Annotated in this window: 25 protein-coding genes; all 25 read right to left on the bottom strand. The window is 26.0% G+C overall.

The features are described from left to right. Positions 1-37: 37 nt before the first annotated feature. The 25 genes from IMK15_RS00785 to IMK15_RS06600 all read right to left on the bottom strand — a co-directional run bounded on the left by IMK15_RS00785 (position 38) and on the right by IMK15_RS06600 (position 23,725). Complete coding sequence (locus IMK15_RS00785) at positions 38-289, bottom strand: hypothetical protein (RefSeq protein WP_192941532.1); 252 nt, start codon at positions 287-289, stop codon at positions 38-40. Continuing rightward, positions 289-642 (bottom strand): hypothetical protein, encoded by a 354-nt coding sequence (locus tag IMK15_RS00790; protein ID WP_192941533.1) that lies wholly within the window; start codon positions 640-642, stop codon positions 289-291. The genes IMK15_RS00785 and IMK15_RS00790 overlap by 1 nt, the downstream gene beginning before the upstream one ends. 602 nt (positions 643-1,244) lie before the next feature. Further along, positions 1,245-1,409: a hypothetical protein gene (locus tag IMK15_RS00795; RefSeq protein ID WP_192941534.1), complete on the bottom strand. Its 165-nt coding sequence runs from the start codon at positions 1,407-1,409 to the stop codon at positions 1,245-1,247. Positions 1,410-1,729: 320 nt separating this feature from the next. Then, positions 1,730-3,055, bottom strand: a complete 1,326-nt coding sequence (locus IMK15_RS00800) for a bifunctional ADP-dependent NAD(P)H-hydrate dehydratase/NAD(P)H-hydrate epimerase (protein WP_192941535.1) — start codon at positions 3,053-3,055, stop codon at positions 1,730-1,732. Beyond that, on the bottom strand, positions 3,052-3,936 hold the full coding sequence (gene galU, locus IMK15_RS00805; RefSeq protein ID WP_192941536.1) for a UTP--glucose-1-phosphate uridylyltransferase GalU: 885 nt from the start codon (positions 3,934-3,936) through the stop codon (positions 3,052-3,054). The genes IMK15_RS00800 and galU overlap by 4 nt, the downstream gene beginning before the upstream one ends. Continuing rightward, a complete protein-coding gene (truB, locus tag IMK15_RS00810; RefSeq protein ID WP_052727681.1) occupies positions 3,923-4,783 on the bottom strand; it encodes a tRNA pseudouridine(55) synthase TruB in 861 nt (286 codons plus the stop codon). The genes galU and truB overlap by 14 nt, the downstream gene beginning before the upstream one ends. A 36-nt stretch (positions 4,784-4,819) precedes the next feature. Continuing rightward, on the bottom strand, positions 4,820-6,319 hold the full coding sequence (locus IMK15_RS00815; RefSeq protein ID WP_192941537.1) for a HAMP domain-containing sensor histidine kinase: 1,500 nt from the start codon (positions 6,317-6,319) through the stop codon (positions 4,820-4,822). Then, on the bottom strand, positions 6,316-6,987 hold the full coding sequence (locus IMK15_RS00820) for a response regulator transcription factor (protein WP_046328663.1): 672 nt from the start codon (positions 6,985-6,987) through the stop codon (positions 6,316-6,318). The genes IMK15_RS00815 and IMK15_RS00820 overlap by 4 nt, the downstream gene beginning before the upstream one ends. A gap of 8 nt (positions 6,988-6,995) precedes the next feature. Then, the gene (locus IMK15_RS00825; RefSeq protein ID WP_046328662.1) at positions 6,996-8,258 is read right to left on the bottom strand and encodes a peptidase U32 family protein; all 1,263 of its coding nucleotides are present in this window, start codon (positions 8,256-8,258) and stop codon (positions 6,996-6,998) included. Continuing rightward, a complete protein-coding gene (gene dnaB / locus IMK15_RS00830) occupies positions 8,255-9,607 on the bottom strand; it encodes a replicative DNA helicase (protein ID WP_192941538.1) in 1,353 nt (450 codons plus the stop codon). The genes IMK15_RS00825 and dnaB overlap by 4 nt, the downstream gene beginning before the upstream one ends. 1 nt (position 9,608) lies before the next feature. Beyond that, the gene (gene rplI / locus IMK15_RS00835; protein ID WP_046328660.1) at positions 9,609-10,061 is read right to left on the bottom strand and encodes a 50S ribosomal protein L9; all 453 of its coding nucleotides are present in this window, start codon (positions 10,059-10,061) and stop codon (positions 9,609-9,611) included. Between the two features lie 12 nt (positions 10,062-10,073). Next, positions 10,074-11,429, bottom strand: a complete 1,356-nt coding sequence (gene dnaX, locus IMK15_RS00840; RefSeq protein ID WP_192941539.1) for a DNA polymerase III subunit gamma/tau — start codon at positions 11,427-11,429, stop codon at positions 10,074-10,076. Continuing rightward, the gene (locus IMK15_RS00845) at positions 11,426-12,334 is read right to left on the bottom strand and encodes a CBASS cGAMP-activated phospholipase (protein WP_192941540.1); all 909 of its coding nucleotides are present in this window, start codon (positions 12,332-12,334) and stop codon (positions 11,426-11,428) included. The genes dnaX and IMK15_RS00845 overlap by 4 nt, the downstream gene beginning before the upstream one ends. Next, positions 12,334-13,017, bottom strand: a complete 684-nt coding sequence (locus IMK15_RS00850; RefSeq protein ID WP_192941541.1) for a hypothetical protein — start codon at positions 13,015-13,017, stop codon at positions 12,334-12,336. The genes IMK15_RS00845 and IMK15_RS00850 overlap by 1 nt, the downstream gene beginning before the upstream one ends. Next, complete coding sequence (locus IMK15_RS00855; protein ID WP_192941542.1) at positions 13,014-13,778, bottom strand: hypothetical protein; 765 nt, start codon at positions 13,776-13,778, stop codon at positions 13,014-13,016. The genes IMK15_RS00850 and IMK15_RS00855 overlap by 4 nt, the downstream gene beginning before the upstream one ends. 2 nt (positions 13,779-13,780) lie before the next feature. Next, positions 13,781-14,479, bottom strand: a complete 699-nt coding sequence (locus IMK15_RS00860) for a pseudouridine synthase (RefSeq protein ID WP_192941543.1) — start codon at positions 14,477-14,479, stop codon at positions 13,781-13,783. A gap of 66 nt (positions 14,480-14,545) precedes the next feature. Continuing rightward, positions 14,546-14,914, bottom strand: a complete 369-nt coding sequence (locus tag IMK15_RS00865) for a hypothetical protein (protein WP_192941544.1) — start codon at positions 14,912-14,914, stop codon at positions 14,546-14,548. 47 nt (positions 14,915-14,961) lie between these two features. Beyond that, positions 14,962-15,591, bottom strand: a complete 630-nt coding sequence (locus IMK15_RS00870; protein ID WP_192941545.1) for a hypothetical protein — start codon at positions 15,589-15,591, stop codon at positions 14,962-14,964. Further along, positions 15,584-16,285, bottom strand: coding sequence for a hypothetical protein (locus IMK15_RS00875; protein WP_192941546.1), 702 nt, complete (start codon positions 16,283-16,285; stop codon positions 15,584-15,586). Before IMK15_RS00875 ends, IMK15_RS00870 begins: the two co-directional genes overlap by 8 nt. A gap of 679 nt (positions 16,286-16,964) precedes the next feature. Continuing rightward, positions 16,965-17,831, bottom strand: coding sequence for an ATP-binding cassette domain-containing protein (locus tag IMK15_RS00880; protein ID WP_192941547.1), 867 nt, complete (start codon positions 17,829-17,831; stop codon positions 16,965-16,967). A 107-nt stretch (positions 17,832-17,938) separates the two neighbouring features. Then, positions 17,939-18,616, bottom strand: coding sequence for a ThiF family adenylyltransferase (locus tag IMK15_RS00885; protein ID WP_408022185.1), 678 nt, complete (start codon positions 18,614-18,616; stop codon positions 17,939-17,941). After that, entirely contained in the window at positions 18,613-21,510 is a 2,898-nt protein-coding gene (locus tag IMK15_RS00890; RefSeq protein WP_192941548.1) for an ABC transporter permease, read from the bottom strand. Before IMK15_RS00890 ends, IMK15_RS00885 begins: the two co-directional genes overlap by 4 nt. Before the next feature lie 2 nt (positions 21,511-21,512). Further along, positions 21,513-22,196: an ABC transporter ATP-binding protein gene (locus IMK15_RS00895; protein ID WP_192941549.1), complete on the bottom strand. Its 684-nt coding sequence runs from the start codon at positions 22,194-22,196 to the stop codon at positions 21,513-21,515. Then, positions 22,197-22,715: a hypothetical protein gene (locus tag IMK15_RS00900; protein ID WP_192941550.1), complete on the bottom strand. Its 519-nt coding sequence runs from the start codon at positions 22,713-22,715 to the stop codon at positions 22,197-22,199. An 11-nt stretch (positions 22,716-22,726) separates the two neighbouring features. Further along, positions 22,727-23,725, bottom strand: coding sequence for a thymidine kinase (locus tag IMK15_RS06600; protein WP_192941551.1), 999 nt, complete (start codon positions 23,723-23,725; stop codon positions 22,727-22,729). Between the last annotated feature and the right edge of the window lies 1 nt (position 23,726).

The following is a 23,726-nucleotide window of genomic DNA, read 5'->3' on the forward strand; positions in this document are numbered from 1 at the left end:
ATAATTTTACTTCTTTTTTTTTATAAAGTCAATTTTTTTAATACCAAGCTATTATACCTTTTTTACTTAATTTATTATTTTTTTTAAAATCTGTGTAATAGTTTAACATAAATTTACTCCAACCGCCAAAAATATCTTCTTTTGCTTTTTCTAACAATTCTACACTTTCAAATCGATTATCAGTTGTTTTATTAAATTTAATTTTTCCTTTTGCATTTTTATTATTTTCAATATAATATTCAATTATAGCATAATCTTCATATTCTTCAATAACTTCATATGTAAGCATTAACTCCCACCACTCTTCATTATTTCCTTAACTAATTTAGCGTAATTATATTTTAATTCTGCTTTATTATGTGCAGTAATATAATCATTTTTACAAACATTCATATATTCATATTCTAGCCTTTCGTGTAGTACCATAATTAAATCATGATACTTAGGGATGCCTTGGCTTAATCTTTCCCATGATACTGCCATATAAAAATCAGGTATAAAATTAGTGACTTTCCCATTTAATTCGTATTTATTTATAAAAATATGTTCATAAACTTTAGCAACATCTTTTCTTGTTAAGTGTTTTGTTTCTTTATGTAATATTGTTGTTTTATAAATTCTATCTATTTCTTTTTCTAACACTTTCGTAATATTGTAACTGAATGTATACTTCTTTTTATATATTTAGAGTCATTTACATTTTTAAAGTACCACTAATTTTTGTATCTTCATTATACTTTTTATTTCTATCAATTTCAACTTCTTTTTTAATAAACTTCTCTTTGTATTGTCTATATGTCATATCGCTAGATACATAAACATTCTTGTTGCTTTCATCTCTTGCTATTATTCTATCTTCGTAAGTTCTATCATCTAATGTAACTATTAATAGTATCTTCTTAAAAAAAGTTCTAAACTCTCAAGATCCGTTATTTTATATATTTGTACATTTATATATTAGCATATACAATAAAAGACACCCCTAAGGGTGCTTTTTTTGAATAGGTTGGGACAGCTCCCCCAACGTCTCTTTCTACCATAAAGGTGTGATAGCGCTATAACTCCTATCCTCTATTCAAATGCAGTCTATCACATATTTTTATAATAGTCAAATTTTACTTTATTTTTTATTTTTTTATTATTTCTTAACAAACTTTTCAAAATTCTTTTTCTTTTTTCATTACATATTATTAAAGATAAGGATTCTTTATATAAAAAACGCCTCTAAGGGTGTTAAAATAATTTTATTTCTTTTTATTTATAGTAATTCCATAAAATATTCTACCAAGTTCTAGTGTACATATCCTTTCACTACAAGGTAACATTTTAGATTTTTTTTCTTTATAATCATTAAAAATAAAATCAATTTGTTTTTCCCATTCTTCTTTAGTTAGATTTTTAGGTGTCATTTTTTTATAATATTCTATATTTATTATACCCCCCCTCCCGAAAAATTTTTTGCAAATGTTTTTATTTATTTAATATATTGTTATTTAACCAAATTATAACTAACCAATTATCCTTTAATATATAATTTAAAGCAGTCTTTACGATTTATTAACTTAATAAAAAATAACTTTTTAATACTTTTCAACAGGGGTTGTTGAAAACTTGTTTGTTTATTTTTGTGAACAAGTAAAATTGGTGTTCGTGGTGGCTGTACACTGAAAAAGTTTTCAACTTTTCAACAAAAAAATGTAAACCTTTTTAAAGTTTACATTTTAATCTTCTATTTATTATTTATTAGGCTTAATATATCTGTTGGATTTATTGTATCCTTTTTTTCTGATAAATGCCTTCCAATTTTCGCTTGTTGATATGTTGCATATATTACTGCATCTCTTGTCTTATACCCTTGTGCTAAATATGAAGCTATCATGCCCGATAATAGATCTCCCATACCTGCATTTGCCATTTTACTATTACCTATGTTTACAATATAGAACTTATGACCATCATAGATTATATTATTCTTCCCTTTTAGTATAATTGTTCCTTTGTACTTCTTACCAAACTCTTCCATTTTCTCAAATGGTTTTTCTAATATCTCGCTTAAATCATAGCCACTTATACGTGAAAACTCTAGTGGATGTGGTGTTAATACACAGTCTTCTGTTAAGCTATCTAATATTTTTAAATTATTTGAAATATATGTTAGTGCATCAGCATCTATAACCATTTTCTTATTTAGATTCATATATATAATAGAAGCATAATCAAAATCTACTCCATTATTAGGACCTAGGCATATTACATCATATTTTGTAGTATCACCATTTATACATTCTGGATTAAATGATAAATTAGCTTTTCTTGTTTCATCATCACTAATTAGATAAGTATAACCTGAACCAGATTTTACACTTGCACGACTTGCAAGTAATGCTGCACCTTTTTTTGCATATATCTTTACTCTACCAAAATCACTCTTATTACAAAATTCATTTTTCTCTTTTTTTATTGACCTTATATATTCTTCATCGACTATATATTTATTACTTACACACTCATATATCTTTTCATTTACCCCTATTTTCAAAACCTTTTTAGGTATACTAGAATTAAGTAGCGTCTGCTTATATGTCGACAGCATTAATACATAATCTGAATTAATATGTGCTGTATTCAAATCAATAGATACTATCTTATACTCCTTCTTTTCATTTATTTCATCTATTAATTCCTTATAGTACCCCTGAATTGGTCCACTAAATCCAAAGCCAAATATTGCATCTATTAGAATATCACAGCTTTGTACATGCTCTATACTAGGTATTCCAATTTTTAAAGCAATTTTATGGTATATAGACATATTTTTCTTGCATATTATCTTTACATCCTTATTAATACTATGCAGCAGTATAGCTAACGCTAACCCATCTGCACCGTTATTACCAGGTCCTACTGCAACTATATACTTATTAACCGTCTTATCTATTTCATTAAAAAGAGAATGTGCTGCATTTTGTATGAGCACATCTTCTGTATAGTTATATTCATTTAAAAGTAATGTATCTACCTTTTTAGCTTCAATATTATCTGTAACATTAATCATAATTTATCAACCAGACCTTTTAAATATTCTCTTATTCTATCCTTTAATTCAGGGTGTCTTAAACCAAATTCTACATTTGCTTTAAACATACCAAATTTATCCCCTGTATCATATCTTAGAGCATCAAAATCATATGCGTATAATGGATTATTATCCTTTGTCATTGCTAATATTGCATCTGTTAATTGTATTTCTCCATCAGCTCCTGGCTTTATTGTCTTTAAATATTTAAATATTTCAGGTTTTAAAACATATCTACCTAATGCCGCATAGTCACTTGGTGCCTTATCAACACTAGGTTTTTCAACAAATTCTTTAACTAAATATGTTCTATCATCAATTTGTTCTTTAATATCAATAATACCATACTTACTTGTTTGATCGTGAGCAACTTTTTGTATTCCTAATATATTTCCACCACCAACTTCATAATATTTATTGACAAGTTGTTTAGTTACTGGCATATTTTCAGTATACATAATGTCATCACCTAATAGTACAACAAACGGTTCATCACCAACAAAGCTTTCTGCTTTTGAAATTGCATGTCCTAATCCTAATGGTGCTTTTTGTCTAACATAATATATATTAGCTAATTTTGAAATTTCTTCAACAACATTTAAAAGTTCTGTTTTACCTTGTTCCTTTAATATACTTTCTAATTCATATGAATAATCAAAATGATTTTCTATAGATTCCTTATTTCTACCAGTGATAATTAAAATTTCTGTTATCCCTGAATCAATTAATTCTTCAACTAAATATTGCATAGCAGGCTTATCAATTATAGGTAACATTTCTTTTGGTTGTGCTTTAGTTGCTGGCAATACTCTACTTCCTATTCCTGCTGCAGGTATTACAGCCTTTCTAATCTTTTTCATAATCCTCCCTAGTTAAAAAGAACTTACTTCTTTTTATTTTCCCACGACAAATTACATCTACTATTCCTAAGTATCTATTATTCTTATCATAGCAGTGTAGCATCTTATCATCACACTTTTTATCTAAGTTTAAAGTCATACCATTTAATATACTCTTTATTTTTTCATCACATAACACTATATTATTTAATTTAAAATAGTCATGTATGCTATACATTTCAACATTATCACCAATTGGTGCTTTAAAAATATCAATTTGTTCTCTAAATAAATATATCATTGTGGCACAGGTATTTAATTCATACGCAATATCTCTTACCAATGATCTTATATATGTTCCACTTGATACACTGGCTTCAAACTCAATTACACCATTATTATACCTTATATTTTTGATATAGTTTATATTTATTTCACGTTCTTTTATATCTACCACTATATTTTGTCTTGCTAATTTGTATAGCTTTTGCCCATTATGCTTTATTGCTGAATACATAGGTGGTTTTTGCTTTATTTTACCCACAAATTTATTCATAGCCTCATTTATTTTATCTAAAGTAACATCTTCATAAGGCATACTTTTAATTACACTACCCTCACTATCTAGTGTATCTGTTTCACTACCCAACTTCATCTTAACAAAATAAACCTTATCTTTTTTCATAAGTAAGTCCGATAATTTTGTTGCGTTATTACTCATAGCTACTATTAATCCTTGTGCCATAGGATCTAATGTTCCTGCATGACCAATTTTTTTAAATCCATATTTAGCTTGTATTTCTTTTATAACCTTATGAGATGTTATGCCATGCCTTTTATTAATTAATATTATTTTTGAATCTTCCATTATCTCTTCTTTCTGTTAAAAAAAAGCTAGTTTTTTCTAGCTCTTTTCCTTATGAATTTTTGATGGTATATGTAGTATAAATTCTGAACCCTTATTTATTTCTGATTTTACTTCTACACTACCAGAATGTATAGATATTATCTTCTTAACTATTGATAAACCTAATCCTGTTCCACCAGTATCCTTTGTTCTAGATTCATCAACTCTATAGAATCTTTCAAATATTTTATCAAAATATTTTTTATCTATACCTATTCCTTCATCTTTAATTGATATTACAGCTTCTTTTTTCTCTTGATCATAAGATGAATTTACATATATACTAGAACCCTTAGGTGAATATTTTACACTATTTTCTATCATTGTTCTAATAGCTTGTAATAGCAAGCTTCTATCTGCTAGTATAGTATATTTTTCATTTCTATCTATTACTATTTCATGATCTTTAGCAAAGAACAGTGCATCTGTATACACTTGATTGATAAATCCAACTGAATCAAATGTTTCTATATTTATCTTAACAGTATTTGCATCTCCTTTTGCTAAGAATAGTAATTTATCTACCAAGTTCTTCATATTCATTGATTCATTAATAATTAAATCAACTGATTCATTTATTAAATCATTAGTAGATGATCCATGACGTTTCATAAGTTCTGCATAACCTTTAATAATGGCAAGAGGCGTTCTTAATTCATGTGAAACATCTGAGATAAACTTAGACTGATTATCAAAAGCTATATTAAGTCTTTCTAACATATTGTTTATTATATTAATTAGAGTATCTAATTCGTCACCAGTATTTGTATTATTAATTCTCACTGTCAAATCGTTAGTTGATATTGAAGATGCAGTTTTAATAATGCTATTTACTGGTTTTAAAATTTTAGATGTTAATATATTAGTCATGAAAACAATTATCGCAAGTGATAAAAGGGTGTATAGTAAGAATAAAAGTATTAATGTTTTTATTATCGTAATATCACCTGTCACATCTTTAACTATATACACATCAAATACATTTCCACCTATATTTCTACTAATTCTTATTACATCATAAATATGTTCATTCTTTTTGTAGTGTATAGGATGATTCTTATTAATTTTGTTTTTACCAATCAACTTATTAATTTCAGATATATCCTTTTTTATATCATGAACTTTTCCTGTATTCTTAGATGTAAAAGTATTTAATGCGATTTCATCATAATTTTTTGCATTTCTTATTCTAATTATATATTCATATTTTTCTATACCTGGTTCAAATGGTTTTGAATAAACAACTGACTGATTTTCTATTTTAGGATTAAATTCAAGTGTTATTGTATTGTATTTTTCAGAAAAACTTGAAACCTTATTTAAAAAGTCATTAATCTCAACCATTTTTTTCTCATATGATATCTTGTTGTTATTCTTATTTTGAAAATTAAAGAAATTTACAACGAAAAATCCACAAAAAAACATGATTATTAGGAAAAAGATAACAAATGTTACAGATATTCTATCTGCTAATTTTAATTTAATTCGCTTAATCATTTAAATACAAAACCTACCCCTCTTACAGTTTGTATAAATTTTCTGCGATGATTTTTATCAATTTTATCTCTAACATATTTTATGTAAAGGTCTAATATGTTATCGTTTCCTTCATATCCATATCCCCAAACATCCTCTAGTATTCTATCTCTAGAAAGTACAATCCCTTTATTTGTGACCAAGCAGTCTAAAAGGTCAAATTCTTTCTTTGACAATGTTATTAACTCTTTTCCCCTATATACTTCGTATGCCTTGTAGTCTATTCTTAAATCCTCATATTCAAAAACATCTGGCTTAACCATTGTTACTGTTCTACGTAACAATGCCTTTATTCTAGCGATAAGTTCTTCATTAGAAAAAGGCTTAGTCATATAGTCATCTGCACCATAATCTAATCCTATTACTTTATCAGTAATATCATCTTTTGCAGTTAGTATTATGATAGGAACAGTTGATTTTTCTCTTAACCTCTTACATACTTCCATACCATTCATTTTAGGTAACATAAGATCTAGTAAAACTAAGGCATATTTACCTGTAGAAGCTTTTTCTAATCCTGTTCGTCCATCAAAGGCCTTTTCAACATCATAGCCTTCAAATTTTAATTCCATTTCAATCAATCTTGCGATTTTTTCTTCATCTTCGATGATTAATATTGTTTCTTTCATAACTACCTCTAAATATTTTCAGTATCTATATCTGATTCAGCTTGCCCTATAGGCAATTTTATCCTTAATAAATCAAGTTCTCCCATTTCTACATCTGTTGATATGATAGCAATTGTGTTTGGATTAACAACTGTAGTAAATTCATCATTTTTTGTGTTAATAAAACCATCAATTCTGAATTTAATAGGATCAACATTTGGTCTTATTAACTCTAATTCTTCTTTAGTTGCATCCAACTTATTTCTAATATATATCTTGTACTTATTATCTCCCAAGACTTCCATAACATTAGCAACTAACTGATAAGTTTGACTATATGATATATTTGTATCATAATTTTGGTCATTTTCATTAGTTTTTCCAAAGAAGAATCCTTTAGAATACAATCTATGACTTATTGTTTGAAGTTCATACTTCCAATTAGGGTCATATTCGTAATTACCTGAATAATATTTATCTATTGCCTTTCTGTATTGCTTTGTTACAGTAGAGTTATAGTAAATACTCTTCATACGACCTTCAATTTTTAATGAGTCAACTCCTGCTTCTATTATTTTATCAATAAATTCTATTGTACACAAGTCTTTAGCATTAAATATATATGTACCTTCTTTATCTTCAATAATATCATGTGCACCATGTGCCTCATGATCTTCTGCAACTACCTTATACTTCCATCTACAATCTTGAGCACATACTCCTCTGTTTGCATCTCTATTTGTAAAATAGTTACTTAATAGACATCTACCAGAATATGCCATACACATTGCACCATGTATAAATACTTCAATTTGTATTCCTGGAACTTTATCCTTAATTTCTTTAATTTCCTTTAAAGTCATTTCACGTGCTAGTATTACTCTAGTTGCTCCCATATCACGCCATGCTTTAACGGTCGCCCAATTTATACTATTTGCCTGCGTACTAATATGTATATCAAGGTTAGGACCATATTGTTTAACTTGGCTAAATACCCCTAAATCGCTTACTATTACACCATCTGCTTTTACACTATCCAGAAATTTTATAAACCGTGGCATATAGTCTATATCTTTATTATGTGCAAATATATTTAGTGTTACGTAGATTTTCTTACCTAATTTATGTGCATATTCTATAGCTTCCTCTAACTCCTTATTTCTGAAATTAGCTGACATTCCTCTTAAATTAAATGCACCTCCACCTATATAGCAGGCATCTGCCCCGAAGTGAAATGCTTCTTTTAATTTTTCCATGTTTCCTGCTGGTGATAGTAATTCTACTTTATTCAATTATTCCCTCCTTGTGTATAAATATTGTCTTTAAATTTTTGACAACTTAAGTCAAAGCTTAAAAATAGTGTGCCTGTTGAACCATTTCTGTGCTTTCCTATTATAACTTCAACCTTTTGTACATTGTCATTACCCTTTTTTTCCCCTTTATCTTCTTCTCTTTCGTAATAATCATTTCTATGTAAAAAAATGACTTGATCGGCATCTTGTTCTATGGCACCAGATTCTCTTAAATCTGATAACATTGGTCTTTTATCAGATCTATTTTCAACTCCTCTTGATAATTGCGATAATGCAAGTATAGGAACATTTAACTCTTTCGCTAATAGCTTTAATGATCTAGAAATTTCTGATACTTGTTGTTCTCTTTGCTTATTTTGTGATGTACTACTTATCAATTGCAGATAGTCTATTACTATAAAGTCAAGATTATTATTCATCTTAAACTTTCTTGCATAATTTTTAATATCTAGAACTGTTACAGTAGCATCACCTGCAATATATATAGGATAATCCTTTATAACTTCTTCAGTTTTTGTACTCTTAAAAAGTTCTTCTTGATTTAAGTTATTTTCCTTTATTTTCTTAGCAGATAAACCTGAACAAATTGAAAGTATTCTATTATATAACTGTTCATTACCCATTTCTAGTGAGAAAAATAGGACAGTCTTTTTTTGCTTTGCAACATTTATTGCAAGATTTATTGCAAATGCTGTCTTACCCACAGCAGGTCTTGCTGCTAATATTAATAAGTCTGACCCATGCAATCCTCCAGTTATTTTATCATATTCACTAAATGAAGTTTGTATACCTAGTATGTCTTTATTACCAGTTTCACTAAGCTCTATTATCTTTCTTCTTCTTTCTTCACCTAATGACTTTATGCTAACTATAGGATCTTTGGTTTTTTCAGCTTCAATTGAAAATATTTTTGCTTGTGATAAATCAAGTAATTCCTTTGCTTGCTTATAGTCTCTATTTATCTCGCTAACAATGGTATCGCAAGCTTCTTTTAATCTTAACTTTATGGATTTATCCTTCAATATATCAACATAAGCTTCTAAATTAGTCGCAACTGGTGCATTTTCTAGCAATTCTGCTATTTTACTACGCCCACCAAATAAATTTAATTTACCATTTTTTGATAACTCTTTTTCTAATACTAAGGCATCAAATGATGTATATTCATTATATAAATTTACCATAACTTGGAATACATCACCATTAATCTTTTTGGTAAAATCTTCAGGCATTAATCTTTCAATTATTGGCATTATACTATCTGAATTTGATATCATCATACCTAGTATTGCTTCTTCAATATATTCAATGTTTAAATCTTCTGACATTTTAAACACCTACTACAGTAACTTTTATTTCTGCACTTATCTTATTATGTAACTTCAATACTATTTTATGTATACCAATTTCTTTTATACGTACATCTGTTGGCATTTGTTTTTTATCTACACTGTAATTTAAGTCTTGTTTTATCTTTTCAATAATTTCCTTAGAACCTATAGAACCAAACACTTTACCGTTTTCTCCTGATTTTACACTCAATGTTATTGACTTACCATCTAATTTTTCTTTAAGTTCTAAGGCTTTTTTTACTTCTTTTTCTTCATCTTTAAGTTTCTTTTCACCTTTTTGTCTTAACTTATTTAAGTTTTCTGGTGTAGCAGGTACACCTTTTTTTGATGGGAAAAGGAAATTATTTGCATATCCGTCTTTAACTTCTACAATTTCATCTTTTTTACCAATTCCCTTAATTGTATCTAGTAATATTACCTTAATTTTCATTGTGTATCCTTTCTAAATCTTTTCAGCTTCAAATAGACTTCTAACCTTGTCATAGAAACCGTCAAAATTTTTCATATATTTTTTATCTATAATCTCTAGCGTGTATCTAACACCTAGCATATCATATATTTGCTCTTCTATTTGGCGTCTATACTCATAGTCACTTATTATCGCTTTCGTATATTCTCTATTAGTTGTTTGCTTAATATATATACTTGCATTTTTTATCTCAACAAACTTAAACTCTGATAAAACTGAATATGGTATTAACATCCCTTGTTCTTTTAATTGATTTAAGAATTTCTTGTAGTCAAATTCAACATTTTTAACATTAGTAGATACACTAACTGTACTTACAGTCTTTTTAACCTTAAGTATATTGTATATTATGATATAGACTATAATACGTATATCGTCTTCATTCTTAAATATATTTAAAGAAGAATAGATGTTTGTTATTACCAAACTAATGTAGTCTATATCTTTTTCATTTGCTTTTAGAAAATCACAAAAATCTTTTAAAAACTGTTCAATCTGTATTCCATCTTCATACATTTCATCAACAAATTTAATTAACTCTTCTTTTTGTTCATTTTTCAAGTATTCATTAAATTTAACAAAATATTCACGAGGCACCATACCTAAAGTCTTTTTAACTAATTCTTCTGTAATATCTTCTCCAAAATTAGTTGATGATATTTGTTCAAGTATAGAAAAGGCATCCCTTGCACTACCACCTGATTTTTTAAATATTAACTTTAGACTGTCGTCATCTATTTTAATATTTTCTTTTTCTACACAATTTCTCATCATATCTATTGCTTCATTTTCACTTAATGTTTTGAAGTTATAGCATATACAACGAGAAATAATAGTATCTGGGAGTTTATTAATTTCAGTAGTTGCAAGTATAAAGATTGCATGTTTAGGTGGTTCTTCTAATGTCTTAAGTAGTGCATTAAATGCTTCATTAGTTAACATATGTATTTCATCTATAATATACACTTTCATTCTGCATCTAACTGGTTGGTAATTAATACTTTCTTTTAATGAACGTATTTCATCAATACCTCTATTAGAAGCAGCATCTATTTCTATTATATCTAAATTATTACCCTCTGCTATACTTACACAATTTTCACAACTAAGGCAAGGTTTTGAACTTATTCCATTTTTCATGCAATTAACAGATTTTGCAATTATTCTTGCAATTGTAGTTTTACCTACACCTCTTGGACCACTAAATAAATATGCGTGTGCTAATTTATTTTGATCTAATGCATTTTGTATGGATTTTTTAATGTATTCTTGCCCAAATACAGTATCAAAATTATTGGGTCTATACTTTCTGTATAAAGTTTCACTCATTTCTTTCTCCCATAATTAAATATTTTGCTAATAAATCTTGTAAATATACTTTGATTTTTAAAGAATATATCTAAACTACCTGTAAATTCATCAAAAATCTTATCACTGTTTGTTAATATATATTCTGGTATATTATCTATTGAAATTTTATCGTTGCAATAAAAGTCTATACGTAAAAAATTTTTTTCTAATAAGTTTTCAGTTAGTATATTTACTGCCTCTACATTAGTTTTTAGACTAAGTGGTACAATGTCTTTAGACCATGAAATTAAACCACTTTTTTCATTTTTTAATTCTTCACTATTCTTACCTGTGCCTATAGATAATATCTTTATATCCCTCATCTTTTTAGCAAAACCTTTTTTAGATATAGCCTCTACTAGTGCTACAAGGCTTGGGTTATTAGACCATATACAACCATCTATATATTTTTTACCTTTAATTTTATGAGGTTCAAAATATATAGGTGCTGATGCTGATGCCATAACAGCATCAATTAATCTAACTCCTTTAGAATCCCATGACTTAAATATTTGAGGTTCTGAACTTAATATATCTGTTGCTGTAATTAAAAGATTGGTTTTTGCATCTTTAAAATCTTTGTTCTTATAGTTATTCTCAAGCAAAACTCTTAGCTTATCACTCTCATATTTACTTGAAAAAATACCTTTTAGTATTGATGATTTAAAAACATTTTTATACTCTTCTAGGTACATTCTAGTAATATCTTTTGCATCAACATCCACTGCTATTGCACCTGCTATTATTGCTCCCGTACTTGTACCTACAATTAAATCAAAATACTCATTAACCTTTATATTATATCTTTTTTCAATATTTTCTATTATACTTGCTGTAAAATATCCTCTCGATCCACCACCATCAAGACAAAGTATTCTAAACATTATAGGTAAAGCTCCATTTTATCAGTTGGTATGCTTTCAATAGTATAATTTTGTCTTGTCTTATTATCAAATAAGGTACTGTATGAATCTTCTTCATTTGGTATCTTTTCTACAAAGTCCCCTATTTTTACATCTGGTGCATCTTTTATTTCAGTTTTTAATTTATATATTTCTCCATAAATTTCTTCCAACTTTTGACAATCAAAAACAATAAAGTCATCCATAGCTTTTAATTGTTTTAAAGTTTCTTTAGGTAAGACATAATATATCATTGATTCATAACCAACATTAAGTCCAAAAATATCCATAGTCTTATCCACCATATTGTATCTTACATCACTTACTAAAATATCGAATAAAGTTTCTGAATAGTAGCTTTCTTTTTCACCATAATCATCAAAGTCTACATAATTCATTTTTACCTCATTATTATTTAAATATTTTTTAATAACCTTAACATAACCCTTTGCTCCTACATTATGAAAGAAACAATTTGTATTATCGGCTAGATAATAGTACCAGAATTGTGCAAATTCTTGTATTTCACCATCATCTTCATAGCCTAAATAATCTGCTATGCACATATATTTATCTTTAAAAAACTCTTCTTTTGCACTATAATATTTATCCATATCTGCACCCAAAAGTTTAGCTGCTTTATCTAAATTTTCATATTGATTCATCTACATTTCTCCTTTTCTAATATATAGTCATATATCTTACTTACTTGTGAATAGTCATCACAATTTATACTCTTTAACACCCTATAAATTAGGAGTATAAGGCCTGAATAAACTTTTGCACCTTTTAATTCATATTTTCTTAATAAGCTTGTTTTAAAAGGATAAGTAATTAAATCAAAAGCATAGTTAGTTGGTATTAAGTTCACACCCTCTAACATACATGTATTAATTGCCTTTACATTACCCATCTCTGTTGCGTTAATAATGTAGTCTGCTTTTAATAGATTGACAATTTCAATCTTACGTATTTTTCTATCCCCAGGTCTTAACTTTATATCTAATTCATCAGTAATAGTTGCAATATATACAACAGGATCTGATATATCCTTTAGAGCGTTGTATATTGAAATTGCTTGTTTTGTACTTCCAAGAATTAATATTGTTTTTTGTGAAATATCAAATTTTTCATCTAGTAAAAACTCTTTAAATCCTTCATATATTGTATTTCTTGGATTAATTTCACCATTTTCTAAAGAAATATAGTTTATATACTTATACAGTCTATAATACGTCTTTTTAAAATTACTTTTTAAATAATCTTTGTAATTATTATCTAAAAAAATACCCTCATATTGTTTGGATTCAATTAAATCTAATACTTCTTCAGTTGTCTTTTCACAATATGTATATTCAATATTTAAATAGTCTAGTATCATAGAAATTAATTCATGCTCATCATTCTTATTAACAATATATACCATAATTATTCCTTTAATAATTTTAATTCACTGTCACTTAATTCTCTATACTCACCTTCATTAAGATTTGCATCTAGAACTAAATTATTCATTTTAACCCTTTTTAAATAGGTTACCTTATTACCAACTGCATTAAACATTTTCTTTATTTGATGAAATTTACCTTCAGATATTGTAAGATAACATGAATTACTAGATAATACCTCTATTTTTGCATCACTTTTAGTAATATATCCTCCAATATCTACACCCTTTTGCAAATTAAGCTTATCTTCATTACTAAGTTCATTCATATATTCAACATAATATGTCTTTTTTATATGTTTCTTAGGACTTAATAAATTATGAGCTAACTTGCCATCATTTGTTAAGATTAATAGCCCTACAGTATCAATATCTAATCTTCCAATAGGAAATAGTTCATATGTCTTGTAATCACCATTTAATATATCTATTACTGTTTTTAATTTTTTATCAAATGTTGCACTTACTACACCATTCGGTTTATTTAACATAATATACACATATGGCTTATATGTAACCACCCTATTTTCAAAAAGAACTATATCATTTTTTTCATCTACATTAAATGATGTATCTTTAACTAATACATCATTAACATATATTTTTTTCTGTTTTATAATTTTTCTTACTTCTGATCTTGAACCAACACCAGAATTTGCTAAAAATTTATCTATTCTCATACCGTTCCTCTTAGGAAATTATAGCAAAAAAAAGGCTTTTAGTCAAAAACTAAAAGCCATATTTAACTACAATCTAAATGAACCTACTTCACCTTTTTTTGCTTTATCTTCTAAAAATCTAAATAATTCTTTAAAATCTGATGAATAATTATTATTACCTAAATCAATTTTAACACCATCAATAGTGTTGCGTTCTCTTATACTTTGTGATAAGCTCAATGTTTGATTGGCAAAGAAATTATCACTTAATTTTAAACTATTCCCATTTGCCATCTTTTCATCAAATGATACAGACATTATCTTACCATTTCTACATATGATTGTCATTTCTGAAGTTGATGAACCATTACTTTTCTTAGCAGAATAAGTTCCATTAACAAACGAAAAAGATAGAATTGTAATTAAAGTTGATAATAGCACAATTAACTTTTTCATATCTATCACCTCAACATATTTTAGCATATTTTTTATTATTTTTCTAATTAATTTTTACAATTTTCTCCTTCTATATCTCTTATAAATCTATTCTTTATTAAAATATACATTGAACTAAATAATACTAGAATTATAATTCTACTTAAATATAAATAAAGTATATTATCATCTAATAATTTTATGGTCAACACTAACGATATCCAACATTTATTAACAACTAAACCTGATATTAACAAAATGTAATAAATTCCATAAACTATAATATTTTTATTAAAATATAAAGACATAGAAAAAATTATTATTATAGATACCAATATTTCAATAATCATGAATAACACATAATGTATATTAATATTTCTATTTATTATAAAAAATACCACTTGTCCTATCAAGAAAAAAAATATATTTGTAAAAACTACATCAAACAATATTCTGCCTATATATTTTTCTAAATCTTTTATATACAACTTTAAATAATTACTGATAATTCTAATATTTTTTTCATTTATATACTTATTAACAATATATGGTATAGTAAATAATATTATTATTTGATGTGTAATAAATCTATATGAAAACATATACTCTGTTGTCAAAATAAAATGAAACTTTGTATCTATTATACCAAATACAATATAAACCAATATATAGTATAATATATTTTTTACTCTATTCATGTTTTTTACCTCTAAATGCTTCAGTTATAATATAATTAACATCTTTATCGTAGTATAAATTATTAAATTTATTTTTCAATAATTCTATAAATTCTTTATCATTATTTATTTTATAACTCTCTAAATATAGTCTCTTAAATTCATCAGTATTTTTTATATAAATATATCCAGCAACATTATATACATAATTAAACCTATTAGGTCTATATTTTGTATTATAGAAAAAATTCAAATAATAGTCATAATAGTTTTTTAGTTTATTATATTTCAATCTAGTACCAACATTTCTGCCAATAGCACTTGATATACCTTGTAATAAATGTCTTTGATATCTATTTTTAGGTACATTTATATAATTATCTACATCTATAACATCATCTACATAATTTTTTGAAAAAATATCTATATTATTAAAATTAATCATTGCATCAGATAAAACATTTATAGTAACTTTATCTTTATCCGATAAAAAAGATTTTGGTTTACTATTACCTATCCATAACACATCGTTTAAATATGCTTTTTCTATATAGATTTTTCTTTTTTCACTAACATCTAGTATTTTGTCATATTCTTCTAAAGAATATACTAATATTTCGCCCAATAGCTTAGCATCTTTCTCTTTTAATCCTTTATAATAGCACATATATCCGTCTATATTAAAGCTTTTATAACTTTCCTTCTTTACTTTCATATAACTTAAGTATTCATAGCCTATAGAAAATACATTGATAAAAACAGGAATAAGTAATAAATATAGAAATTTTTTCTCCTTAAAAAAATAGAATGTTATACATAAAAAACTAAATATGCTAATACATAAAATTGATAAAATACTTGAATAATTCAGAACATCAAGATTATACAAAAATGTATTTACAGATAATACATTATTATACGATGTTGCATTATATACATTAAAAAATATAAAATTAATAATCGCCAGTATAAATATAGGAATTATATTAAAATACACCCCTAAAAATATTCCAAATGAAATTGAAAATAAATATTGAAACAAGCTATACAGTATAGCTATATGGGCTTTAGAACCTAACATGACTAATTGTAAATTTATAAATAAAAAATAAGGTATATTTATTAAAAAACACAATATTATAACTTCTTTTGATTTTGAAAATAAAACTAGCCAACTTCTTTTATCACTAAAAAATATCTTACATGAATAATATGAATTAATCATTATAACAATAACTGCGAATAAATTAGCAAACATTTGAGTTTTAACATCATGAATATCAAAAAATTGTAAAAATAGCAGAAATAAAATTAGTATTATATGAAATATTACATAATTTTTTACATTTTTATATCCCTCATTGACAAATATCTTTACTAGCTTAAAATACGTATTATTCAAGCTGACCACCTAAATTCATAATATAAAAATAGGCATCTTCAAGAGTTGGTTCAGCTTTAATAAAACCTGTATTTTCATTCTTCGAATACATTCTTATTTCATAAGAATTCTTTTTTCTTAATATTGAGATTAAATTCTTATATTCTTCTATTTTTTCATATTGTTTTATTTCTTTAATATATATCTTATTCTGCATTTTTTCTATTAAATTATCAACAGATCCTGTATATACAAGTTCTCCTTTTTTCATTATACCTATATTCTCACATAGTATAGCTATATCAGAAATTATATGAGAAGATATAATAATTATTCTATCTTTTGACAAGGAAGTTATAATGTTTCTAAATCTTAATCTTTCTATAGGATCAAGTCCATTTGTAGGCTCATCTAATATTATTATTTTAGAACCACCTAAAATTGTTTGTAATATAGCTAATCTTTGTTTCATACCACCAGATAAGGTTTTTATTTTGCAATATTTTTTATCTAAAAGATTAAATTCTCTTAATAAATTATCAATTTCTTCCTCAATAACCTTATTTTGTTTTAATGTTGATATATACTCAAGCATTTCATAACATGTCAGGCTCTCAAAAAATTCAAAATCTTGTGGTAAATATCCTATTTTCTTTCGAAATTCTAATATATTTTTAGATACATCTTCACCATCAACACTTATATTTCCACTTTGTATGGGTAAAATTGTGGCAATCGTCTTTAGAAACGTACTTTTACCAGAACCATTTTCACCTATAAGTCCATATACTCCATTACAAATTTGTGTATTTATATCTTTTATAGAAAAATTTTTATTTAATTTATATTTTTTTGATAATTTCTCTATTTTTATAATCATACATATCATTCCTTAAAATATTATTATAAATTATACCATTTTTTTTATTTTTTTCAATTTATTTTTTAATTTTTTATTTATAATAAAAATAGAGACCTTTTAAATCTCTATTCTTCTAATATTTTTCTCACAACATAACTTGCTAACATCAATCCCCCAACAGATGGTACAAAGCTAACACTTCCTGGATGAGGTTTATCGTGTTTTATTGCGTGTTCTGTTGATGCAACTACATTAATATTCTTATCCTTAAATTCTTTTCTTAATCTTCTTGCAAGTCCACAACCTATGGTATTTTTTAATTTACCTATGTAGACTTTTGTTGGATCTAATCTATTAGCTAACCCCATTGATGATATTATCTTTATTTTTTTATACAAACAATAACTAATTAAAGCTATTTTGGCATCCATATCATCAATTGCATCAATTACATAATCATATTTTTTATCAAAAAACTTTTCTATATTTTCTTTACTAAGCTTTTCAGTACATATATTTATATTACAATTTGGATTAATGCTTAATATTCTTTTTTTCATAAGCTCTACTTTTAGTCTACCTACAGTATTTATATTAGCATGTATTTGTCTATTTATATTAGTAATATCCACAGTGTCAAAGTCTACTAAGGATATATTTCCTACAAAGCTTCTTGCTATTGCTTCAGCAGCAAAAGAACCTACTCCTCCAACACCGAATATTATACAACTTGATTTATTTAATTTTTCTATGCCTTCTTTTTTTACTAATATTTCTAATCGTTCATAACTAGTTGCCATCATTCACTCGCTTTCAATGCTTCTATCATATTTATTTTATTTATTTTTTGGATTAATAAGCTGCAGACTAAGACTACAAAAAACATTGATAATACAAATGAGAATAAAAATGGCTTATAGTTTAATGCAACTACTGGTTGTATAGGTGATGTCTTAAACATTAGTGCTAAGAACAAATGTAACTTACGCCCTATATACAAGCCAAATAATGTTGAGATTATGGCAAGTATAAATATTTCCCTAAAGATGTACAAATACATTTCACTTTTTCTATATCCTAAAACTTTTAATGTACTTAATTCTCTTTTTCTTTCTATTATATTAATATTCCCAAGATTATATGTAACAATAAAGGATAGGCTTGCACCAAGTATTATCATTAATACTACTACATTAGATAAACTCTTAATTTGTTTTTCAAAAAATTCTTTTGTATCTTCCTTAGTGTTAATGCTATATACTATCTCATTATCTAATAATTTTTCTATATCTTTTGTCTTGTTATTAAACTTAACTAATACTGCATTGGGTTCTTTTGTTGTATCTTTTGTATAAATATATTGGTAGATATAGTTTTTAAATACACCATTTACATTGATTTTATTAGGTCTATTATATATATCATATACTGTAATATTACTACCTTTTTTCTTATGTAATATCTTAGATGTTTTGATTGATATAACAGACTCATTTTGATTTAATTTAAAATTGAAAAAGTCTTCATCATTATTACTTATCAAATACTCATGTGATAATTGATAATCAAGACCATCTTTACTGTACTTTACAGGCACAGTGTATAGTTTAAATATCTTTGAAAACTTAGAGATATTCTTAAAATATTCTTCTTTCTTTTCAATAGGTGCATCGTATTGGAAATATACAACAGCATCATATTTTTTAACTTTATTATATTGATATCTTGTAATATCTGATATTGAATAATGTAATGATATACCTAGATATATTAATGCTGTACAAGCTCCTATTCCAAGTATGGTCATAAACATTCTTCCCTTATACTTAAGTAGGTTTCTAAATAGTATTTTTTTAGAAAAATTCAATCTCTTCCATAATATACTTTTTTCTAGTAATATTCTCTTACCTTTTTCATTTTCTCTACCTGTTAAAAGGTCTACAACCTTTTCATTCAATTGTTTAATTACAACAGCAAGTATTGCTATTGTTATTGAGAGTATAAATGCAATGGCTATTACAATAGAATATGTAGGAACAAAATATATTTTAATATTTTTGAATATAGGGATAAAGTCAACAACTAGTGTTGGTGCTATTATTTTTGGAAGTACTATTGTTCCACCTAAACTTCCTAAAAATAGTCCTATTATTGTTGGAACTAAACCATATATTAAGAATTTTTTTATAATATACTTATTTTTATATCCTAAAAACTTATATACTCCTATAGTAACTCTTTGTTCTGTTGAAAATCTAATCATAGTAGTTACTGTAACAAAAAGTCCTATTACAAAAAAGCAAGCAGGGAATAGATAACACATAATCTTAGTTGATTTTATATTATTATATAATGTTAAAAAAGCGTTATTATCATATCTTGTACCTACTACATAAGCTGGCTTTAATAAATATTTCTTTTTCTTATCAAGATCATTCTTTTTATTTTGCAATTCCATCTTAACTTTGCTTATATCTTTATGACCTTTAACTAACTTTATTTTAGCCTCTTTTAATTTTTCATATGAAACATTAAATTTATTTAAATTTTCACTATATTTTTCATTATATTCTTTTTCTTGATTTGATAAATTTCTTTCTTTATCCTCTAGTGTATTAGAAGCATTTTTTAACTCAGCTAATCCTTTTTCTAGTTGTGCTTTTATTCCTTCTAGAGATTTTTTTTGTTCCAAAGTATTATTTATCTTTTCTTTTTCTAAGTTTAATTTAGCTCTACCATCGCTTATCTTTTTTCTATATTCCTGTATCTTTTCCTTACTTAAATAGCCTAAATTATCATTTAACTTCTTTTCATTTTCATCTATCTTTTTTTCTTCTACACTGATTTTTGCAAGACCTTCTTGCATCTTATTTAAATTTTGATTTATTTTATTTAAACCATCTAGTACTTCAGCATATTTTCCATTTAAAGTAGCAGTTTTTTCATTTATTTTTTCTTCATTTTCTTTTATTACTGCTTTACCATTTAAAATTTCTTGCTTTGCATTTAAAAACTTTATTTTTTCTTCTTTTAATTTACCTTCACTAATTAGAATTTTATTCCTATTTCTAATTAAGTCTTCTCTTTTACTATTTAATTTGTCTAACCCTTGATTTAACTTATTTAAACCTTCATCTAATTCCTTATTTATCTCTTCTTTTCGCTCAAGTGGTCTTTTAGCAAGTAATACATTTAAATTTTCCTTAACATTTTTCACATAATCTAGATATTTCTTACTAAAAGTATTATACTTTTTACTATTTTTCAAATATATTACAGCAACATTTTTTAAACTATCCTTTTTTGGTGCAACAAAACTGACTTTTTTAATGTTTATACCTGATTTTATTATCTTATTTTGTAAATATGACATATCGTATTTTGTATTTTCTGATTCTATGTATAGAATCTTTTTATCATAGTCTATAGTTTCGTTATAGAATACAATCTTATCTACATCCTTAAAATTTTTAAGTAAATTTATATCATAATCTGTAAACCCAGCTGGTGCATCAAGCCTAATATCATACATATTATTCTTTTTAATTGTAGTATCTACAGATTTTTTTATGTCATATACTGTTGAATTTAAACCTACATAGGTTAAAGAGCCTAAAAAAACAATCAAGATTAGGGTTAAAAATCTACTTTTAGACTTTACAATTTCCCTCAATATATCTTTATTTATTGCTTTCATACTTACCACTCTATCTTTTCTATAGGTGTAATAACTTCATTAATATATTCATCTTTTACCTTAGCATCGCTTATTTCTATAACCCTATCAGCCATCTTTGATATTGCTTTATTATGTGTTATTACTACAACAATGGTATTAGTTTTTTTACATATATCATAAAGTAATTTCAATACTTGCTTACCTGTATTATAGTCTAGTGCTCCTGTAGGCTCATCACACAAAAGTATCTTAGGTTTTTTAGCAATCGCCCTTGCTATTGCAACACGTTGTTGTTCACCTCCAGATAATTCTTGTGGGAAATTGTGTAGCCTATGAGTTAGACCGACTAGTTCTAATGCATATTTTGCATCTATACTATCTTTTACTAGTTCTGAAGCAAGCTCTACATTTTCTAAAGCTGTTAAATTTGGCATTAGGTTATAGAACTGGAATACAAATCCTACATATTCTCTTCTATACTCAGTTAATTGCTTTTCGTTCATACTAGAAATTTCTTTTGAATTTATTTCAACTTTCCCCTCACTAGCAACATCAATACCACCCAATATATTTAGTAATGTAGACTTACCTGCTCCTGAAGGTCCTAAAATTACAACAAATTCTCCATCATTAATAGTAAAGTTAATATTATTATTCGCCAAAACCTTGCCATAATACTTGTATAACTTACTTACTTTTATCAATTATAGTCCTTCTTTCAAATCATTTAATACTTGTATTACCTTTTCTAGTCTATTTTTAAATATTTTTCTACATTTTTCATCTATATTTTTTTTATTTACTTTTACTAGTGTATAGTATTTACCAGTATTTCTATCTTCCCAAACACCTTCAATATCATATCTATTTTCTTGTATCATACGAGTTGCTAATTCATCACCAAATTCAGCCATTTTATATTCATTAAATCCTTCACCAACTAAATTAGCCTTCTTTAAGTATCCAACTAATACAGATTTTGCATATGATGAAATTTGCTTTTTCAATCCATTTAATGCATCTTCTTTACTTCTTATGTCATCAACACTTTCATCTGAAACTACTGCTATATCATTTTGACTATCAAATCTACCTTGTATTTTTTCAGATACCTCTTTTTTTATTAAAATCTTGTCAAAAAAACCTTTATCACTTGAAACTACTTTTGAAGCTTGCAAATTAACTGATAATACTAGTAAACTAAATAATAAATATTTTTTCATAAATATTCCTCCTAGATGAATATTGGTATAATTCCTATATTCTTTTTAATCTTTTCAACATCTGTCTTATTATCACATGTTAAATATATATTTTTTATATTCAATTCGCACTTTCTTATTAGTGAGCAAGTTGTTATTAAATTTTCAAACTTATCATCTGATAATATATTAATGTTAGAGCACTTAACAAACTCTGCCATTAAGTCTAATACCTCATATTTACCTTCTATTCTACTAGAAATACTATGTGGTATTAAAATAGCAATCTTTCTATCTTCACCATGCAATTTTAGTATATTTTCTCTTATTTCTTTTACTTTTTTGCTTATATCTAACTTTACTATATTATATCCTGATAAACTTTTAATATTCTCTATTTTCTTACTATCACTATCTAATTGTACTACAAACTCAATTAAATTTGGATTTACTGTTCTTTTTCTAACAATATGATGCATTCTACATCTTGCTTCATATTTTTCATCACTTCCAACTGCAACTAAAGGATCATCGTCATATGCTGGCTTACCATCAATTAATCTTTGACTTGCATATGCCTTATTACCACAAACTGTACATATGGCCGATAATTTTTCAACTTCATCTGCTATTGCCATTAATTCTGGTAATGGTTGGAAAGGAACTCCCTTAAAATCTAAATCCAAGCCTGCTACTATCACCCTTTTACCTAATTCTATACATTTTTTACAAAAATCTACTACATTCTTTTCAAAAAATTGTATTTCGTCTATTCCTATTACTTCAGTATCAGGATTTCCGTATAATATCTTAGTCATTTCATTAACATCTTTTACTGAATATGCACTAACATTATTTTTATTATGTGAATAAATACCATTTACTCCGTATCTATCATCTATTGTTGGACTAAAAACAAGCATTTTTTGTTTTGCGTATTTTGCCCTTCTTAATCTACGTATTAATTCTTCACTCTTTCCTGAAAACATACTACCAGTTATTACTTCAAGACTTCCTACATGTTTTTTCAAT

This window comes from Sneathia sp. DSM 16631 (genome assembly GCF_014892235.1).
Taxonomy (GTDB): Bacteria; Fusobacteriota; Fusobacteriia; order Fusobacteriales; family Leptotrichiaceae; genus Sneathia; species Sneathia vaginalis.